Raw genomic sequence first — 15,560 nt, 5'->3', positions numbered from 1 at the left:
TAATTAAAAAATTAAAAAATCTTTCGATTTTAATGAGTTTACCTCTATTTGATAAGAGGTTATTATTTGAGGTATTTGTTTAATAACTTCAATAATTTTTACAATTGAGTCGTAATCAAAATCTCCTTCTAACTTTAAAAAAAAGTCAACTTTTTTCTTTTCTGGTATCAACCGCGTTATTGAATCACTTTGATTAAAAAGACTTATTGATTCTGCTTCAAGAGTTGACTTATAAGCATTTGCTATTAAAAACCAATCTTGACATAATTTAACATTAGTATACTCGTATACCGTGTAAGATGATAGATTTCCTTTTTTAACAAAATCTAAATCGTAACCTGCCCTATTAAACTTAATTTGTAAATATTGGTTTAATAAATATGCTAATTTATACTCGTTTAAAGTAGTATGAATTCCAATCAATATATAATTATCGTTAGAAAATTCATTTATGTTCACCTCATAAATTGGCATAAAAACAATTATTTGTTTTTGCTAAATTAATGAATGTATAGAAAATACTATGTAAATTTTACGAAAACGTTTTTTGTTTACGTGTTAAGATTTAAGCATTTGGTTTTGCATGGCAAAATACACCCTTTTTGCAGCGATTTCTTCTGCTTTTTTCTTTGATGTTGCTCTTCCTTTAGCTATAATATTACCATCGATACTAACACGTACACTGAAGTGCTTCTTATTTTGATTCCCTGAATCTTCGTAAGACTCGAATTTATACTTTTTCTTTTGCTTTTGGCACCATTCAATTACAAAACCTTTATAACTAGATATTTTACCTTCTAATCGCTCTATATCTACATAAGGCATTATTACTTGTTCATAAATAAATTGATGACAGTAATTGTATCCTCTATCTAGATAAATTGCCCCTATAAGCGCTTCAAAAATATTTCCGTGAATATTATTGCTAACGTGCTCTTTAGAAATATTACTTTTTACAAATCTAATTAACTCTAAATCTTTCCCTAGATTGTTCAAATGTTCTCTGCTTACGATTTTAGATCGCATTTGAGTTAAATATCCTTCATCTCCTTCCGGTACTTTTTTAAACAAGTAAGAAGCTATTACTGTACCTAAAATGGCATCTCCTAAAAACTCTAAACGTTCGTAGTTTATAGGATGTCCATTACTATCTACTAATTTTAAAGATCTGTGCGTAAATGCTTTTTTGTAATACGATAACTTAATTGGTTTAAAATTAAGCAGTTCTTTTAATTCGTAGTAGAAGTTTTCATCCGCTTTGTTTTGGGGTTTAACAATTCTACGAAGAAAATTCATAAAAGGTTAATCTAGTTTTTTAAAGGCAACACAAGCATTATGACCACCAAAACCAAATGTATTGCTCATTGCAACTTTAATCTCTCTTTTTTGAGCTTTGTTTAACGTTAAGTTTAACTCTGGGTTGATGTTTTCATCAACGTTAGTGTGATTAATTGTTGGGGGAACAATACCGTGCTCCATTGCTAATAACGAAGCAATTGCTTCAATAGCACCAGCAGCACCTAACAAATGTCCTGTCATAGACTTTGTTGAGTTGATATTAATGTTTTTAGCATGATCTCCAAACACCTCAGAGATTGCTTTTAATTCTGCAACATCTCCTAAAGGGGTTGAAGTACCGTGAGTGTTGATATGGTCTACGTCTTCTGGTTTTATTCCAGCGTTTTCAAGACAGTTTTTCATTACTGCAATTACACCTATTCCTTCCGGATGTGGTGCTGTCATGTGGTGAGCATCTGAAGACAATCCTCCACCAATAACTTCTGCATAAATTTTAGCTCCACGAGCTTTTGCATGTTCATATTCTTCTAAAACTATGGCACCAGCTCCTTCTCCTAAAACGAAACCATCGCGTTCAGCATCAAAAGGTCTTGAAGCTGTTTCTGGACTTTCATTTCTTGTAGATAAAGCATGCATAGCATTAAAACCACCCATTCCAGCAATTGTAACAGCAGCTTCACTACCACCTGTTACAACTACGTCGCAGTGGCCTAGTCGAATATAGTTTAACGCATCAATCATAGCATTTGCTGATGATGCACAAGCAGATACCGTAGTATAGTTTGGCCCCATAAATCCATTTTTAATAGAAATATTTCCAGGAGCAATATCTGCAATCATTTTTGGGATAAAGAATGGGTTAAATTTTGGAGTACCATCACCTTTCGCATAGTTTAACACTTCATCTTGAAATGTTTCTAAACCTCCAATACCCGCTCCCCAAATAACGCCAACTCTTAACTTGTTAACTTCATCTAGGTTTAACTTAGCATCGGCAATTGCTTCGTCTGAAGCAACCATTGCGTACTGCGTAAATCTATCCATTTTACGCGCCTCTTTTCTATTTATAAAATCGGTCGCGTTGAAACCTTTAAGCTCACATGCGAAACGAGTTTTGAACTTGGCAGCATCAAAATACGTTATAGGTGCTGCTCCGCTAACTCCGTTAACCAAGCTATTCCAATACTCTTCTTTATTGTTTCCTATTGGCGTTAATGCGCCAAGTCCAGTTACTACAACTCGTTTTAATTGCATATAATCTTATTTTTTTGCGTCTTCAATATAGCTAATCGCTTGACCTACAGTACCAATGTTTTCTGCTTGATCATCTGGAATTTGAATATCAAATTCTTTTTCGAATTCCATGATTAACTCAACTGTATCTAAAGAATCTGCTCCTAAATCGTTTGTGAAGCTTGCTTCGTTAGTTACTTCGTTATCGTCTACTCCTAATTTGTCTACGATAATTGCTTTTACTCTTGATGCAATGTCTGACATAATTTGTTTGTTTTAAAATTTAAAATCGAGGCAAAAATACAAATCTTAGTTATTAATTCTAACTTTTGCTCAAAAATGTGATGTCTAAAATAAAAAAAATACCTGAATATTTTGCTACAAACACCACCATTGTTAATAATTATTCTTTTTTTTGTAGTAACAAAACAACTAAATTTTAACATGAAACGCATCGTTATTTTTGCTTCTGGTTCTGGTTCTAATGCCGAAAACATCATAAAATACTTCAACTCTTCTAAAACTGCGATTGTTACTCATGTGCTTTCTAACAACCAGCATGCCAAAGTTTTTGATCGTTGTGAGAAACTAAATGTTGACGCATCGTTATTTGATAAAGAAAGCTTTCATAAAGAAGATACGGTATTAAATTTTTTACTTGCAGAAGCTGACATTATTGTATTAGCAGGGTTTTTATGGCGTATTCCTTCTAAAATTGTAGACGCTTTCCCTAATAAGATAATAAATATACACCCTGCTTTATTACCAAAGTATGGAGGAAAAGGAATGTATGGAATGAATGTACACAATGCTGTAAAAGAAAATAATGAAACTGAAACTGGCATTACCATTCACTACGTAAACGAAAATTACGATGAAGGCGCTATTATTTTCCAAGCTAAAACGGTTGTTTCTACGGATGATACTCCGGAAACTATCGCTCAAAAAGTTCACGTGTTGGAATATAAACACTTCCCAAAAATTATAGAAGAGCTTATTTTACAAAATGGGTAAAAAGAAAAAATACTACGTAGTTTGGAAAGGAAAAAAAACAGGGGTCTTTTCTTCATGGGACGCTTGTAAAAAGCAAATTGATGGCTTTACTGGAGCACAATACAAAGCTTTTGCCGATAAAAAAGAAGCTGAGTTAGCAATAAAGAAGAGCTATAACGACTACAAGGGAAAAGACACTAAAAAAACAACACTTTCTCCAGAAGAAAAAGCTACCTACGGTTCTCCTATTTTAGAAAGTATTTCTGTTGACGCTGCTTGTGCAGGAAACCCTGGCTTAATGGAATATAGGGGGGTGTTGACCCATAACAAGAAAGAAATATTTAAAATGGGGCCATTTAAAAACGGTACTAATAATATTGGTGAGTTCTTAGCTCTCGTCCATGGAATTGCCCTGTTAAAAACTAAAAAAATGGATTCTTATCCTATTTATTCTGATTCTAAAATTGCTATGAGTTGGGTTAAAAAAAAGCAGTGTAGAACCAATATTACATTTGACAGTTCTAATAAAGAGGTTTTAGACTTAATTAAACGTGCTGAAAACTGGTTACAACAAAACACTTTTACAAATCCTTTATTGAAGTGGGAAACCAAAGCATGGGGAGAAATTCCTGCTGATTTTGGAAGAAAATAAAAAACCGAGCATATTCAAATACTCGGTCTAATTCTCTTATTCTGCAAAATATTAACTTATTTCACTGCCATTTTGGTTTCTTCTTTCCAAGTTTGTACACTTGCTATGGCATTATCTTTAAAATCGATTTCTTTCAATCCATCTTCTTTCCACATAAACCATTTACCTACTTTTTTTCCTGCTTCATAATGACCAATAGCCACCTTATTTCCTTTCTTATCAAAAGAAGTCCAAGTACCTGTTAACTTTTTATTTTTGAAAAAACCTTGTTCTTTAATAGTACCATTCTCATAAAAATAAGTGGCTTTTACTAAATCACCTTCAACTTCATATTTTGGCTCTACATCTTGAGCTTGTATAAATGATACCGACAACATACAAGCTGCTAATACTAATTTTTTCATAATCTAAATCTTTTAAAGTTAATACCTGTTAACACAAATATACAAAAATTTTACATATTTGAAACATTTACATAACATTAAATTAACATTAGATGTTTTAACACTTGATTATCAAGTTGAAAAGACTGTAAAAAATCTTACATTTACATAAATTAATCTTAAAATTATTATTATGGCAGTAATGAAAGTTATTGAAATTTTAGCAAACTCAGAAGAAAACTGGGAAGATGCTACCAGAAAAGCCATTAAACAAGCTTCGAAATCGGTAAAAGGTATTAAATCTGCTTTTGTACAATCGCAAAGTGTAGTTGTGAATGATGATGAAATAACTGAATTTAGAGTAAATCTAAAGGTAACTTTTGAAGTAAAATAACCTTAACCTAAACAAATTATTTACTATATGCGGTTTTGACAATTATCTAAACCACATTTATCTTTTAATTTATGATGAATATTGTACAATACATTCTCTTAACCTTGGTAGCTATAATTCATTTATATATTCTTGTACTAGAAATGCTACTATGGACCCACCCCAAGGGAATAAAAACTTTTGGTTTAAAATCAAAAGATTTTGCAGAAGAAACAAAAGTATTGGCTGCTAATCAAGGCTTATACAACGGTTTTCTAGCAGCTGGTCTAATTTGGTCTATTGCATCACAAAAAACCGATGTAGGTCTGTTTTTTTTGAGCTGTGTTTTTATTGCTGGTCTTTATGGTTCTTATTCTACAAAAAAACCTCGTATTTTTGTCATCCAGTCTATTCCTGCTTTCGCAGGAATAATTAGTCTAATGCTATAAGATTAACCACTACTAACTAAAATCATTTATTAACAACTAAAATTTACCATAAAAAATGGAAAAGTATTTAGAAAAATTTCAGGACCTCATAGTAATGTATGCTCCTAAAGCGATTGTTGCTATTATTATTTACATTGTAGGTTCTTACCTTATCAACTTAATTCTTAGAGCAGCAAAAAAAGTAATGTCTAAAAGAGAGGTAGATATTACATTGCAAAAATTCCTAGCTAACTTATTAAACTGGTCATTAAAAATTCTTTTAATTATTACTGTAATAGCAAAATTAGGTGTTGAAACCACTTCTTTTGCGGCTATTTTAGCTTCAGCAGGTTTGGCTGTTGGTTTAGCTTTACAAGGCTCTTTAGGTAATTTTGCTGGAGGTGTTTTAATTATGCTTTTTAAACCGTTTAAAGTTGGTGATTTAATCGAAGCTCAGGGAGAAATTGGGGTTGTAAAAGAGATTGAAATCTTTACCACCAAACTCATAGGATTATCTAATAAAGAAATAATCATCCCTAACGGATCTTTATCGAATGGAAATATTATAAATTATTCTTCGGAAGGGACTCGTAGAGTGGATTTAACTTTTGGTGTTTCTTACGACGCAGACATTAAGCAAACTAAAGAAGTATTAATGAATGTTATCACTTCGCACCCCAAGGTATTAAAAGATCCTGCTCCGACAGTAAATGTGTCTGAATTAGCAGATAGTTCTGTGAATTTTGCTGTAAGACCTTGGTCTAAAACAGAAGATTATTGGGCTGTTTACTTTGACATAACAGAAAATACTAAAATTGCCTTAGATAAAGCGGGAATAGAAATTCCTTACCCTCACTCTGTTGAAATCCACAAAGAGAGTTAACGTTTTTTTTCAGGCGTAACCACAAAATCTTTTAAATAAAAAGGTTCAAAATAAGCGACATCTTCGATGTCGTTTTTTTTGTACTTATCAAAACTTAACTGAACCATTTCTTTCGCAGAAGGAAACTCTCCATCAATAAAAACTGCATTTTCGTGCGTAATAACTTCTTTGCACTTTTCTGCTCCATCCCCTAAGAAATATACTTTTCCTTTTAACAAGTACTCTTGAAAAGAATTTTCGTCTATAATTTCAGCTTTTATATCTCTTACTCGTTCGTGTTTAGAATTATATACAGCTGCATATACTTCCATACGTCGAGCATCTAACATCGGAATAATTACTCCTTCTTCCATAGAAACTTTATGAGCCAAAGATTGCAAGGTTTCTATAGCTATTAAAGGTTTATCAAAAGCAAAACACAGCCCCTTAGCTGCTGAAACTCCAATGCGCAATCCTGTATAAGAACCCGGCCCCTTACTTACTGCCACAGCATCAATATCATTAAAAGAAAGCTTTGCTTCCTGTATTACCTGCTGAATAAATAGGTGTAGTTTCTCAGCATGTGAATAGTTTCCATCATTTAACTCTTGTATTGCTAAAAGCTCTCCTTTAGCTGCTACACTAACCGAACAGTTTTTAGTTGCAGTTTCTATATGTAAGATTGTTGCCAAATCTGAAATTTATTTTTGGCAAAGATACATTATAAAGAAAAACCTCATTAGTAAAATTCTAACAAGGCTCTTCCAACAATAAATATATCTTTCTAAATTATTCTACGATTGACTCTCCGTAGTAAAATTTCAATACTTTCGTTTTAAACACATAATCATATTTTGCTCTAATTATTGCTCCTTCCGCATTCACCAATCGGTTACGTACTTGATCAAAATCAAATTGAGTCATCGACCCATAGTCGTAGCTAACTTGGGCATTTTTAAAAGCTTCTTTTTGAGCCTCTAATGACACTTGTGCTGCTTCATAGGTTTTAGCAGCTGCTTTTGCATCTAAAAAAGCACTTTCTATTTCTTGTTGTAATTGTAATTTTTGATTTTCTAAAGCAAGTTCAGAAACCTCTTTATTTATTACAGATTTAGTAACCCTATTTTTTGTTTGAAAACGATTAAAAATTGGAATATTAAGTGATAAACCTATATTATATCTAATTCTATCTTTTGTTTGCTTAAAAAAGTACTCATTAGTTTGGCCTGGAAATAGGTTATTAAACTGGTGAAAATAAGAACTACTTGCTCCTATAGAATAAGACAAGTTGGGTAAGTAAGCTCCTTTTTCTAGCTTAATATTTAAGTCAGCGTTGCTTACATCTAACTTTGCTCTTTCTATATCTGGCCAAGCAGTTAATGCTTTTTCATATACTATATCTGAGTTATCATATAATAATGCTGCTGAAGGTGAGCCTACTTCAATATCAGCTACATCAAAATCTTTAGAAGGTATTTGCAATAATTGACTTAACCTTAGTAAGGCTATGCTCAAAGTATTTTCTTGTAACACTACACTTTGAACATCATTCGCAGCAGTAGACTCCACATTTAATAAGTCTCCTTTTGGTATTACCCCTCCTTCAAACTGAGCTCTAGCTCTTTCTATTTGCTTTTTACTAATCTCTGCTTGGACTGTTGCAACCTCTAAATTTTCTTTAGCAAACAATACATTTAAGTATTCATTTACTACATTTAAAGAAATGTCATTTTCTATTTTTGCTAAATCCAACTCACTTCCTTTAACACTCAATTCTGCCTGTTTTTTTTGGTTAAGATTTCTGAAACCGTTAAAAATAGTTCCTCTACTTGACAGACTGAATGAAGAATTAAAATTTTGTGTATTCTTTAAAACTCCTGTTTGATCTGGTGATAAACCAGAACTAAAACCAGCACTTGAAGAAGCGTTTAAATCAGGTAAAAAATTTCCTTTAGATATTTCAACGTCCTTTTCAGCTAACTGAACGCTTAAGCGATTTTGCTTAACTGATATGTTGTTTTTTAAGGCGTAATCTACACACTCTTTAAGTGTCCATTGTTTTTGTGAAAAAACAGCTACAGAAGTAAAAATAGCTGCAAATAATGCAATTTTAGTTTTCAAAAGATCAATATTTTTTATTTAAACTCAGTTAGTTGATATTTCTAAAAGTAGAAATATATTGCTTTTCTGTTAATTAGAAAAACTAGCAAACAATTCTGTATCCTACCGTATAAATACGGTAAGTTATTTTTTACTGCGACTATATGACGATTAAAACTGAGAAATGTTACAAAAAATATTCTTGATTTTGAAATACTAGTTTTTTGCTTTCTTTTTGTGACGGTAAATAAAGTAAAATAAAAGTCCGACTAATATATATGGAAACACCATTAAGTAAGTAATTCCATTATTTACTCCCTCAGCGATCGTTTCATTACCTCCTTCAACGACAGCCTTACACATTGCACATTGTGCAGAAGCATTAAGGGAAAATACTAGAAATATAAAAAATATAATTTTTTTAAACATAATAAGGTGATATCATTAAATAAACAACTACTCCTGTAACCGCTACATATAACCATAAGGGAAATGTAATTTTTGCAATTTTTTTATGTTCAGGAAAATTCCCCAAACGAGCTCTCATAAAGGTTATTAAGACAAATGGGATAATGATAATTGATAATAATATATGAGTTATTAAAATAAAAAAGTATACATATTTAATTATCCCTTCTCCTCCAAATTTAGTAGAATCTGAAGTCATGTGATATGCCACGTACATCACCAAAAACAACGCAGAACAAACAATAGCTGTGGTATTTAGCTGTTCATGCAATTTTCTTTTTCCATTTTTAATTGCTACTACCGAAGCAACTAGCAACACAGCCGTAAAACCATTTATACTAGCATAAATAGGCGGTAAAAAAGACAATGGTTCTACATTAGGTATTTTAATTCCAAATAAAGCAGCTACTGCAATAGGAATTACGATAGAAATTACGGTAATAAACTTTTTATACTTTTTTTCTTCTGCTGTACTCATCTTACTCTTTCAGTAATAACTTAATATCTTCTTTTAACTCACTAATTTGGTTTCCAAAATTATGCTCATCCAAGGCTCTGTAGTACATAATTGGATTACCATGTTCATCATAACGTGAACGAATGTATCCATCTTTATCTACCAATGCAAACAAACCAGAATGCTCAAAACCACCATGGCTAGCTTCTCCTTTACCAGCATATAGCTTGAAACCTTCATTCGACAAATCATATACAACATCCTCTGACTTCCCTGTTAATAAATGCCAGTTTTTATGGTTTATCCCATTATTCTTTGCATATTCTTTCAATTGGTGTGGTGTATCAATTTCAGGCGTAATTGAAAAGGATGCTATCCCGAAATTCGGATTCCCCATAAATTCATTTTGAATTTCTACCATTTGTGCATTCATTAAAGGGCAGATAGTAGGGCAAGTGGCAAAAAAGAACTCAACTACATACACTTTTCCTTCGTAGTTTTTATTAGTGATTGTTTCACCGTCTTGATTGATAAATTCAAAGTCTGGCACTTTATTGAATTTATGCAAGTTAGCTGTTTGGAAGTGAGCTACAATTTTAGGGATTGCATAAATACCAAAAAGCAATACGATTAGTGAAATACCTACGTATGAATAATTTTGTTTTTTCATCTGAGTTTTCCTTAAATTTCTCTATCTGCGTTGTTCTTTTTTAATGCCAAACGATACTCTGCCAGTACTACTTTAACATCATCTTTCATTTTATTATTTAGTTCAGCTACAGACTTCATATGATAGCCAAACAACTTACCTCCTGCACTGTCCTCATCATCTGTTCTTCCTCTTAAACTCCCCTTTTTATCAATTATAAAAGCCTTTGAAGAATGTAAGTTTTTATCTAATGACTGATTTGTTTTAAAACTATCGTACAATACTTCAATTTCAGCTTCACTAGCATAAATAAAGTTCCATTTTATCATGTTTGTAAAAGCTCCTATTTCTTTCTGAAGTTTTTCTACGTCTTCTTTGGCTTCGTTGGAAGCAATAACGATTAACTGGAAATCTTTAAATCCATAAAATGGTTTGTAAATCTTTTCATTAAGGTTAAACAATTCTCCTTTTGCCTCTTCTACATTACTTCCTATAAAGGCAACTATTGATATTCTTTTATCAAACTGGTGTTTTTTACTTATTGAAGAAATATCAATTACATTTTCTGTTAGTACAGGTAACTTTGCAAAGTTATTGATTCCTAATGATAAAAATATATAAAACAATAATGGCACGATGAACAGTGCAAACAATACTATATTTCTTTTTGTTTTATCCATTTTATTATAAATTTAAGTATAAAAAAAGGTGGTTATGACACCACCTTTAATTTTTATTTTATATGATTACCATTTTACTAATGGTGCTAATGTATCGTATAAGTAACCACCTTCTATTAATACTAAGGTTACTAAGTAACATATTAGAAAGACAGCTGTCCAAACGATAGCACGTCTAAACCAAGGTTTTTCTCCTTCTAAGTGCATAAAAGCCCATGCAATGTAGTATGCTTTTACAATTGTTAAGATAATGAATATCCAGTTTAACCAACTAGTACCCCATCCGTGTAAATGTAAACCTGCTGGTTTTACAATACCTAAAGCTACCTCTACTGTTGTTACTATTGTTAAGATTGCTAAAACAATCCAAATTCTTTTTGTATTTGATTCGTGTGCGTGACCCATTTTTACTCTTGTTTTTTGATTATACTAAGTAGAAGAAAGTAAATACAAATACCCAAACTAAATCTACAAAGTGCCAATATAAACCTACTTTTTCAACCATTTCATAGTGTCCTCTACGCTCATACGTACCTAACACAACATTAAAGAAAATGATAATATTGATTACAATTCCTGAGAATACGTGGAATCCGTGAAATCCTGTAATAAAGAAGAAGAAATCTGCAAAAATTGGGTTTCCATACTCGTTTACATGCAAGTTGGCTCCTTCTACAACCATTTTAGCTTTTCCTAATTGAGCTAAACTCTCTTCTCTTGATAAAATTATTTTTTGTTTGGTTTCAGGATTTACTTTTTCAATTCTGATTAATAGGGATGGATCTGCTTTGAAAGCTTCCTGTACCTGAGCTACTGAATATTGAGAAATTGTTGCTTCTTTTTCAAACCACAATCCATTTTCTCTTTGATGCTGAACTCTTTCATCTTTTCTCTCATTGTGAACAAAGTCTGCTAAAGCAATTTGATGACCGTCTTTTACAAACTGTAAAATATGATTATCTGTAGTTTTAACAGCACCATAAGATCCATTGATGAAATTTTTCCATTCCCAAGCCTGAGATCCAACGAAAATCAAACCGAAAACTATCGTAGCAAACATATACCAAGCTACCTTTTTTTGTTGCATTTTATGACCTGCATCTACCGCTAACACCATAGTTACCGATGATACAATTAATATAAACGTCATTAATGCCACATAGTACATCGGTGCGTGTACACCGTGCAATCCTGGAAAGTGTGTAAATACTTCATCAGCAATAGGCCAAGAATCAATAAATTTAAAACGTGTTAAACCATACGCTGCTAAAAAGCCCGAAAAAGTTAATGCATCCGATACGATGAAAAACCACATCATCATTTTACCATAACTAGCGCCAAATGGTTTTACACCACCTCCGCTCCAGGTCTCCTTGTTGTCAGAATTTACAGCAATATTTGCTCCCATAAATCTCTTATTGTTAATTTTTGTTAAATCAGTGCGCCAAAATTACGCATTTTTCATCATCTAATAAAATAGAAAAAGAAAAATAGATAAATCCACAGTACATCAACGAAATGCCAAAAGATTGCACCGAGTTCAAACCCAAGCATATCGGCTGAAGAATACTTCTTTTTAAAATGATTATAAATAACGACTAAAAGCACGATTACACCTGCCAATAGGTGCAAAATATGCATAAATGTTATTCCTATAATAAACGATGTAGATACGGTGCTTTCTGGCCCTGTAAAATAAAGTCCTACAGCCTTTAGCTCATTAAAGCCTACATATTGATACCATACAAAACCTAAACCTAAGACTAAAGTTATTAGTAATAAAGTAAATGAAGCTTGTATATTATCTTTTTTTAATAATTTTTGAGAGAAAAATAGCGTAATACTACTTAACACTATTAATACCGTACTTATATAAAATGCTTGAGGTAAATCAAACGTAACCCAATCTTCACGGTTCATACTAACTACATAAGCACTTGTTAACCCTGCAAAAAACATCACCATGCTAATCATGGAAATCCATAACATTGGTTTAGCCGATTTACGTTTCGCTACTTTTAATTCTTCTTTCAATGATTGTTCACTCATTAGTGTAAAAATTTATCTACCACATAAATTATGGGTACAATTGTGATATAAAAAACACTCGCTAACATTAATTTACGAGCATCGGTATTTTTTTGTGTTTTGTATAAAACTATCCCATAGTAAAGCATCAACAACCCTAATAATAAAATAATTGCTGCTGTTATAGGGTATATATAAAAGTCTCCCGTCACCTTTAACACAGGCGCAATCGACATTAAAATCATAATACAGGTATAAAAAATAATTTGCACTACTGCTCCTTTGTCTTTTTTATCCATAGGAAGCATATGTAAACCTGCTTTTTTATACTCTTCAAACTGTAACCAACCGATTGCCCAAAAATGGGGGAATTGCCAAAAAAACTGAATCATAAATAAGAATCCTGCTTCTATACCAAATTTTCCTGTTGCTGCTACCCAACCTAACATAAAAGGAATAGCGCCAGGAATAGCGCCTACAAAAACGGCTAAAGGCGTTACTGCTTTTAAAGGTGTGTAAGCACTGGTATATAAAAAGATAGAAATTGCGCCAAATAAGGCACATTTAGGATTAATCGCATATAAAATAGCAATACCGGCAATAGTAAATAATGTAGCAATGATTAAAGCTGTAGTTGCTGACATTCTTCCAGAAGGTAACGGACGGTTTTTTGTGCGTTGCATGACGGCGTCAATATCCTTTTCTATTACTTGATTAAAAGCATTTGATGCCCCAACCATTAAGTACCCGCCTAAAGCTAATAAAACTATGGTAGTATAATTAATCGATTCTGCTCCTAATAAATATCCAGTGATAGAAGTAAAAACCACACTAATGGATAACCCAACTTTCGTTAACTGTTTAAAGTCTTTAACTATTGATTTTATGGAAGTTTTAGTATGTACAGATGAAACGGAATCCACTTCTAATTTTAAAAAATTTCTGCAAAGATATTCCATTCTTATTGAACCACCATAAATTTTTATTGGAATTAAAATTGAAAAAAATTAAAAACTGCTTTGTAATTAAAAAAATGGTGTTATATTTGCACCCGCATTCGCAGTAATGCACGTTCATTAAAATAAAAAATGACTACGCGAAAGTAGCTCAGGGGTAGAGCATCACCTTGCCAAGGTGAGGGTCGCGGGTTCAAATCCCGTCTTTCGCTCAAGCCTTTTTATAAAAGAGTATGCTGAAGTGGTGGAATTGGTAGACACGTTGGACTTAAAATCCAATGAGCCGTAATGCTCGTGCGGGTTCAAGTCCCGCCTTCAGTACCAAGAAACCTCACTTGTATGAGTGAGGTTTCATTTTAAAAAAGTAGTCATTAACAAAGCACATACGCTGAAGTGGTGGAATTGGTAGACACGTTGGACTTAAAATCCAATGGGCCGTAATGCCCGTGCGGGTTCAAGTCCCGCCTTCAGTACAAAAGCCTTAACATTTAGTTGTTAAGGCTTTTTTTATTCTTATATCCCGTCCTAAAGTAAGTTCACACATAATCGCCTTATTTATAAAAAGTAATTAAGTATGGTATTTAAGGTAAAAATATCATTTTAGTTTTGTTATATCTTAATACGAAGCTAAAAGCTCATTCTTTAAAAACCACAACATTACTGCTGTGGTTTCATCTTTGTTATTTTTTAAAATTTAATTTCTAATTGCCTACTCATAACCGCCACTAGTAAATACTAGCGGGAGCGGTTTTTTTTGTATCTACAACTTTTAGAAACATTCTTTGTAATGTATCTTTCAAACGCACGTCTAAACTTCAAAATCGAAAATCATGCGAAATATCTTTTTACTGTTAAGTTTAGCTTTTTTTCTAAACTCTACCGCTCAAACCAACACTTTTGATGCGTTACTAAAAAAACATGTAAATACTAAAGGAAACGTTAACTATAAAGGGTTTAAACAAGACGAAACACAACTTAAAGCCTATTTAAATGAGTTAGCCAACACGAAACCACAAAAATTCTGGTCGGCTACCAAAGCAAAAGCTTTTTGGGCAAACGCTTATAATGCTTATACCATCAAATTGATTTTAGATAATTACCCTCTTAAAAGCATTATGAATATTAAAAAGAACGGTAAAAATGCTTGGGAAATACCTTTTGCTAAAGTTGGAGGAAAAACATACACCTTAAATCAAATTGAACACGAGATTTTACGTAAAAAATATAGTGACCCTAAAATTCATGTGGCCGTAAATTGCGCTTCAGTTTCTTGCCCTAAACTACCAAATTATGCATTTACAGAAAAAAATTATGAATCAAAAACTACTCTTTTAATGAAAAGGTTTATTAACGACTCCTCTAGAAATAAAATTTCAGAAAATAACATTCTACTATCTAAAATATTCGAATGGTTCAAAGGAGATTTTACAAAAGAAGGAGACTTAATCAACTTTCTGAATCAATATTCAGATGTAAACATCAATCAAAAAGCTAAGATTGGTTATTTAAAATACGATTGGTCATTAAATGGGAAGTAATCTCATTACACTTTTGTAAAACAGCAGTGAAAACAATTTGGTATTTTTACTTTTTTAATAGAAACAAAGAAGCATGTCAAAAACATATTACGATCCTGCCGACTTACGCAAGTTTGGCAAAATAACAGAGTGGAGTGAAGAACTTGGAAACAAGTTTTTTGATTATTACGGAAAAGTATTTGAGGATGGAGCTTTAACCGCACGTGAAAAGAGTTTAATTGCCTTAGCTGTTGCACATACTGAACAATGTCCTTATTGTATTGATGCCTATACTAAAGACGGATTACAGCGAGGCATTACCAAAGAAGAAATGATGGAAGCAATCCACGTTGGAGCCGCTATTAAAAGTGGAGCAACCTTAGTACACGGAGTTCAAATGATGAACAAAGTCAATAAATTAGAAATGTAAGCAGAGAACCAATTTTGAAAATCAAAATTGTGTGAATCGCTTATCCTGAGCA

Annotated in this window: 21 protein-coding genes and 3 tRNA genes; 10 read left to right on the top strand and 14 right to left on the bottom strand. The window is 32.3% G+C overall.

Annotation, left to right across the window (positions count from 1 at the left end; translation table 11 throughout):
- Nucleotides 1-3: 3 nt before the first annotated feature.
- From V1T75_RS07440 to V1T75_RS07425, 4 genes are all read right to left on the bottom strand, one after another.
- Entirely contained in the window at nt 4-474 is a 471-nt protein-coding gene (locus V1T75_RS07440) for an IPExxxVDY family protein (RefSeq protein WP_330487913.1), read from the bottom strand.
- A gap of 84 nt (nt 475-558) precedes the next feature.
- Nucleotides 559-1,296 carry a ribonuclease III gene (gene rnc / locus V1T75_RS07435; protein WP_330487912.1) on the bottom strand — a complete coding sequence of 246 codons (738 nt, stop codon included), beginning with the start codon at nt 1,294-1,296 and terminating at the stop codon, nt 559-561.
- Between the two features lie 6 nt (nt 1,297-1,302).
- Complete coding sequence (gene fabF / locus V1T75_RS07430; RefSeq protein ID WP_330487911.1) at nt 1,303-2,553, bottom strand: beta-ketoacyl-ACP synthase II; 1,251 nt, start codon at nt 2,551-2,553, stop codon at nt 1,303-1,305.
- A gap of 6 nt (nt 2,554-2,559) precedes the next feature.
- Nucleotides 2,560-2,796, bottom strand: a complete 237-nt coding sequence (locus tag V1T75_RS07425; protein WP_028891431.1) for an acyl carrier protein — start codon at nt 2,794-2,796, stop codon at nt 2,560-2,562.
- A gap of 180 nt (nt 2,797-2,976) precedes the next feature.
- Between V1T75_RS07425 and purN the strand changes: the two genes are divergently transcribed.
- Nucleotides 2,977-3,546 carry a phosphoribosylglycinamide formyltransferase gene (gene purN, locus V1T75_RS07420; protein WP_330487910.1) on the top strand — a complete coding sequence of 190 codons (570 nt, stop codon included), beginning with the start codon at nt 2,977-2,979 and terminating at the stop codon, nt 3,544-3,546.
- A complete protein-coding gene (locus tag V1T75_RS07415) occupies nt 3,539-4,177 on the top strand; it encodes a ribonuclease H family protein (protein ID WP_330487909.1) in 639 nt (212 codons plus the stop codon). Before purN ends, V1T75_RS07415 begins: the two co-directional genes overlap by 8 nt.
- A 56-nt stretch (nt 4,178-4,233) precedes the next feature.
- Here the strand turns inward: V1T75_RS07415 and V1T75_RS07410 are convergent, their stop codons facing one another.
- Nucleotides 4,234-4,581, bottom strand: coding sequence for a toxin-antitoxin system YwqK family antitoxin (locus V1T75_RS07410; RefSeq protein ID WP_330487908.1), 348 nt, complete (start codon nt 4,579-4,581; stop codon nt 4,234-4,236).
- A gap of 172 nt (nt 4,582-4,753) precedes the next feature.
- On the opposite strand from V1T75_RS07410, the gene V1T75_RS07405 reads away from it, so the two are divergent.
- From V1T75_RS07405 to V1T75_RS07395, 3 genes are all read left to right on the top strand, one after another.
- On the top strand, nt 4,754-4,954 hold the full coding sequence (locus V1T75_RS07405) for a dodecin family protein (RefSeq protein ID WP_330487907.1): 201 nt from the start codon (nt 4,754-4,756) through the stop codon (nt 4,952-4,954).
- A gap of 71 nt (nt 4,955-5,025) precedes the next feature.
- Nucleotides 5,026-5,382, top strand: a complete 357-nt coding sequence (locus tag V1T75_RS07400) for a DUF1304 domain-containing protein (RefSeq protein ID WP_330487906.1) — start codon at nt 5,026-5,028, stop codon at nt 5,380-5,382.
- Between the two features lie 55 nt (nt 5,383-5,437).
- Nucleotides 5,438-6,244, top strand: a complete 807-nt coding sequence (locus V1T75_RS07395) for a mechanosensitive ion channel family protein (protein WP_330487905.1) — start codon at nt 5,438-5,440, stop codon at nt 6,242-6,244.
- On the opposite strand, the gene tsaB is transcribed toward V1T75_RS07395, so the two are convergent.
- The 9 genes from tsaB to cyoE form a co-directional block, all read right to left on the bottom strand.
- The gene (tsaB, locus tag V1T75_RS07390) at nt 6,241-6,915 is read right to left on the bottom strand and encodes a tRNA (adenosine(37)-N6)-threonylcarbamoyltransferase complex dimerization subunit type 1 TsaB (RefSeq protein WP_330487904.1); all 675 of its coding nucleotides are present in this window, start codon (nt 6,913-6,915) and stop codon (nt 6,241-6,243) included. The two genes, V1T75_RS07395 and tsaB, sit on opposite strands and share 4 nt — an antisense overlap.
- A 97-nt stretch (nt 6,916-7,012) precedes the next feature.
- Nucleotides 7,013-8,344: a TolC family protein gene (locus V1T75_RS07385; protein WP_330487903.1), complete on the bottom strand. Its 1,332-nt coding sequence runs from the start codon at nt 8,342-8,344 to the stop codon at nt 7,013-7,015.
- 400 nt (nt 8,345-8,744) lie between these two features.
- Nucleotides 8,745-9,269, bottom strand: coding sequence for a DUF420 domain-containing protein (locus V1T75_RS07375; RefSeq protein WP_330487901.1), 525 nt, complete (start codon nt 9,267-9,269; stop codon nt 8,745-8,747).
- A gap of 1 nt (nt 9,270) precedes the next feature.
- Nucleotides 9,271-9,918 carry an SCO family protein gene (locus V1T75_RS07370; protein WP_330487900.1) on the bottom strand — a complete coding sequence of 216 codons (648 nt, stop codon included), beginning with the start codon at nt 9,916-9,918 and terminating at the stop codon, nt 9,271-9,273.
- Nucleotides 9,919-9,929: 11 nt separating this feature from the next.
- Complete coding sequence (locus tag V1T75_RS07365) at nt 9,930-10,577, bottom strand: hypothetical protein (protein ID WP_330487899.1); 648 nt, start codon at nt 10,575-10,577, stop codon at nt 9,930-9,932.
- A 66-nt stretch (nt 10,578-10,643) separates the two neighbouring features.
- Nucleotides 10,644-10,982 (bottom strand): cytochrome C oxidase subunit IV family protein, encoded by a 339-nt coding sequence (locus tag V1T75_RS07360; RefSeq protein WP_099215117.1) that lies wholly within the window; start codon nt 10,980-10,982, stop codon nt 10,644-10,646.
- A 19-nt stretch (nt 10,983-11,001) separates the two neighbouring features.
- Nucleotides 11,002-11,985, bottom strand: coding sequence for a cytochrome c oxidase subunit 3 (locus tag V1T75_RS07355; protein ID WP_330487898.1), 984 nt, complete (start codon nt 11,983-11,985; stop codon nt 11,002-11,004).
- Between the two features lie 56 nt (nt 11,986-12,041).
- Nucleotides 12,042-12,626: a cytochrome c oxidase subunit 3 gene (locus V1T75_RS07350; RefSeq protein WP_330487897.1), complete on the bottom strand. Its 585-nt coding sequence runs from the start codon at nt 12,624-12,626 to the stop codon at nt 12,042-12,044.
- On the bottom strand, nt 12,626-13,564 hold the full coding sequence (gene cyoE / locus V1T75_RS07345) for a heme o synthase (RefSeq protein ID WP_330487896.1): 939 nt from the start codon (nt 13,562-13,564) through the stop codon (nt 12,626-12,628). The genes V1T75_RS07350 and cyoE overlap by 1 nt, the downstream gene beginning before the upstream one ends.
- A 137-nt stretch (nt 13,565-13,701) precedes the next feature.
- Here cyoE and V1T75_RS07340 point away from each other — a divergent pair.
- The 5 genes from V1T75_RS07340 to V1T75_RS07320 all read left to right on the top strand — a co-directional run bounded on the left by V1T75_RS07340 (nt 13,702) and on the right by V1T75_RS07320 (nt 15,508).
- Nucleotides 13,702-13,773, top strand: a tRNA-Gly gene (locus V1T75_RS07340).
- Between the two features lie 23 nt (nt 13,774-13,796).
- A tRNA-Leu gene (locus V1T75_RS07335) sits at nt 13,797-13,885 on the top strand.
- A 63-nt stretch (nt 13,886-13,948) separates the two neighbouring features.
- Nucleotides 13,949-14,034 (top strand) — tRNA-Leu (locus V1T75_RS07330).
- Between the two features lie 357 nt (nt 14,035-14,391).
- The gene (locus V1T75_RS07325) at nt 14,392-15,099 is read left to right on the top strand and encodes a DUF547 domain-containing protein (protein WP_330487895.1); all 708 of its coding nucleotides are present in this window, start codon (nt 14,392-14,394) and stop codon (nt 15,097-15,099) included.
- A gap of 73 nt (nt 15,100-15,172) precedes the next feature.
- Nucleotides 15,173-15,508, top strand: a complete 336-nt coding sequence (locus V1T75_RS07320) for an arsenosugar biosynthesis-associated peroxidase-like protein (protein WP_330487894.1) — start codon at nt 15,173-15,175, stop codon at nt 15,506-15,508.
- Nucleotides 15,509-15,560 lie beyond the last annotated feature (52 nt).

Source organism: Tenacibaculum sp. FZY0031 (assembly GCF_036350695.1).
In the GTDB taxonomy this organism is placed as follows: domain Bacteria; phylum Bacteroidota; class Bacteroidia; order Flavobacteriales; family Flavobacteriaceae; genus Polaribacter.
Note: the sequence above shows the minus strand (reverse complement) of the source record. Positions and strands in the feature narration are given on the sequence as shown.

Bases quoted from the DNA above. Each gene is read 5' to 3' on its own strand.
- V1T75_RS07440 (WP_330487913.1), bottom strand. From the start codon at position 474: ATGCCAATTTATGAGGTGAACATAAATGAATTTTCTAACGATAATTAT.
- V1T75_RS07425 (WP_028891431.1), bottom strand. From the start codon at position 2,796: ATGTCAGACATTGCATCAAGAGTAAAAGCAATTATCGTAGACAAATTA.
- cyoE (WP_330487896.1), bottom strand. From the start codon at position 13,564: ATGGAATATCTTTGCAGAAATTTTTTAAAATTAGAAGTGGATTCCGTT.
- purN (WP_330487910.1), top strand. From the start codon at position 2,977: ATGAAACGCATCGTTATTTTTGCTTCTGGTTCTGGTTCTAATGCCGAA.
- V1T75_RS07365 (WP_330487899.1), bottom strand. From the start codon at position 10,577: ATGGATAAAACAAAAAGAAATATAGTATTGTTTGCACTGTTCATCGTG.
- V1T75_RS07360 (WP_099215117.1), bottom strand. From the start codon at position 10,982: ATGGGTCACGCACACGAATCAAATACAAAAAGAATTTGGATTGTTTTA.
- V1T75_RS07410 (WP_330487908.1), bottom strand. From the start codon at position 4,581: ATGAAAAAATTAGTATTAGCAGCTTGTATGTTGTCGGTATCATTTATA.
- fabF (WP_330487911.1), bottom strand. From the start codon at position 2,553: ATGCAATTAAAACGAGTTGTAGTAACTGGACTTGGCGCATTAACGCCA.
- rnc (WP_330487912.1), bottom strand. From the start codon at position 1,296: ATGAATTTTCTTCGTAGAATTGTTAAACCCCAAAACAAAGCGGATGAA.
- V1T75_RS07395 (WP_330487905.1), top strand. From the start codon at position 5,438: ATGGAAAAGTATTTAGAAAAATTTCAGGACCTCATAGTAATGTATGCT.
- V1T75_RS07370 (WP_330487900.1), bottom strand. From the start codon at position 9,918: ATGAAAAAACAAAATTATTCATACGTAGGTATTTCACTAATCGTATTG.
- V1T75_RS07400 (WP_330487906.1), top strand. From the start codon at position 5,026: ATGATGAATATTGTACAATACATTCTCTTAACCTTGGTAGCTATAATT.
- V1T75_RS07415 (WP_330487909.1), top strand. From the start codon at position 3,539: ATGGGTAAAAAGAAAAAATACTACGTAGTTTGGAAAGGAAAAAAAACA.
- V1T75_RS07375 (WP_330487901.1), bottom strand. From the start codon at position 9,269: ATGAGTACAGCAGAAGAAAAAAAGTATAAAAAGTTTATTACCGTAATT.
- V1T75_RS07405 (WP_330487907.1), top strand. From the start codon at position 4,754: ATGGCAGTAATGAAAGTTATTGAAATTTTAGCAAACTCAGAAGAAAAC.
- V1T75_RS07350 (WP_330487897.1), bottom strand. From the start codon at position 12,626: ATGAGTGAACAATCATTGAAAGAAGAATTAAAAGTAGCGAAACGTAAA.
- V1T75_RS07320 (WP_330487894.1), top strand. From the start codon at position 15,173: ATGTCAAAAACATATTACGATCCTGCCGACTTACGCAAGTTTGGCAAA.
- V1T75_RS07325 (WP_330487895.1), top strand. From the start codon at position 14,392: ATGCGAAATATCTTTTTACTGTTAAGTTTAGCTTTTTTTCTAAACTCT.
- V1T75_RS07355 (WP_330487898.1), bottom strand. From the start codon at position 11,985: ATGGGAGCAAATATTGCTGTAAATTCTGACAACAAGGAGACCTGGAGC.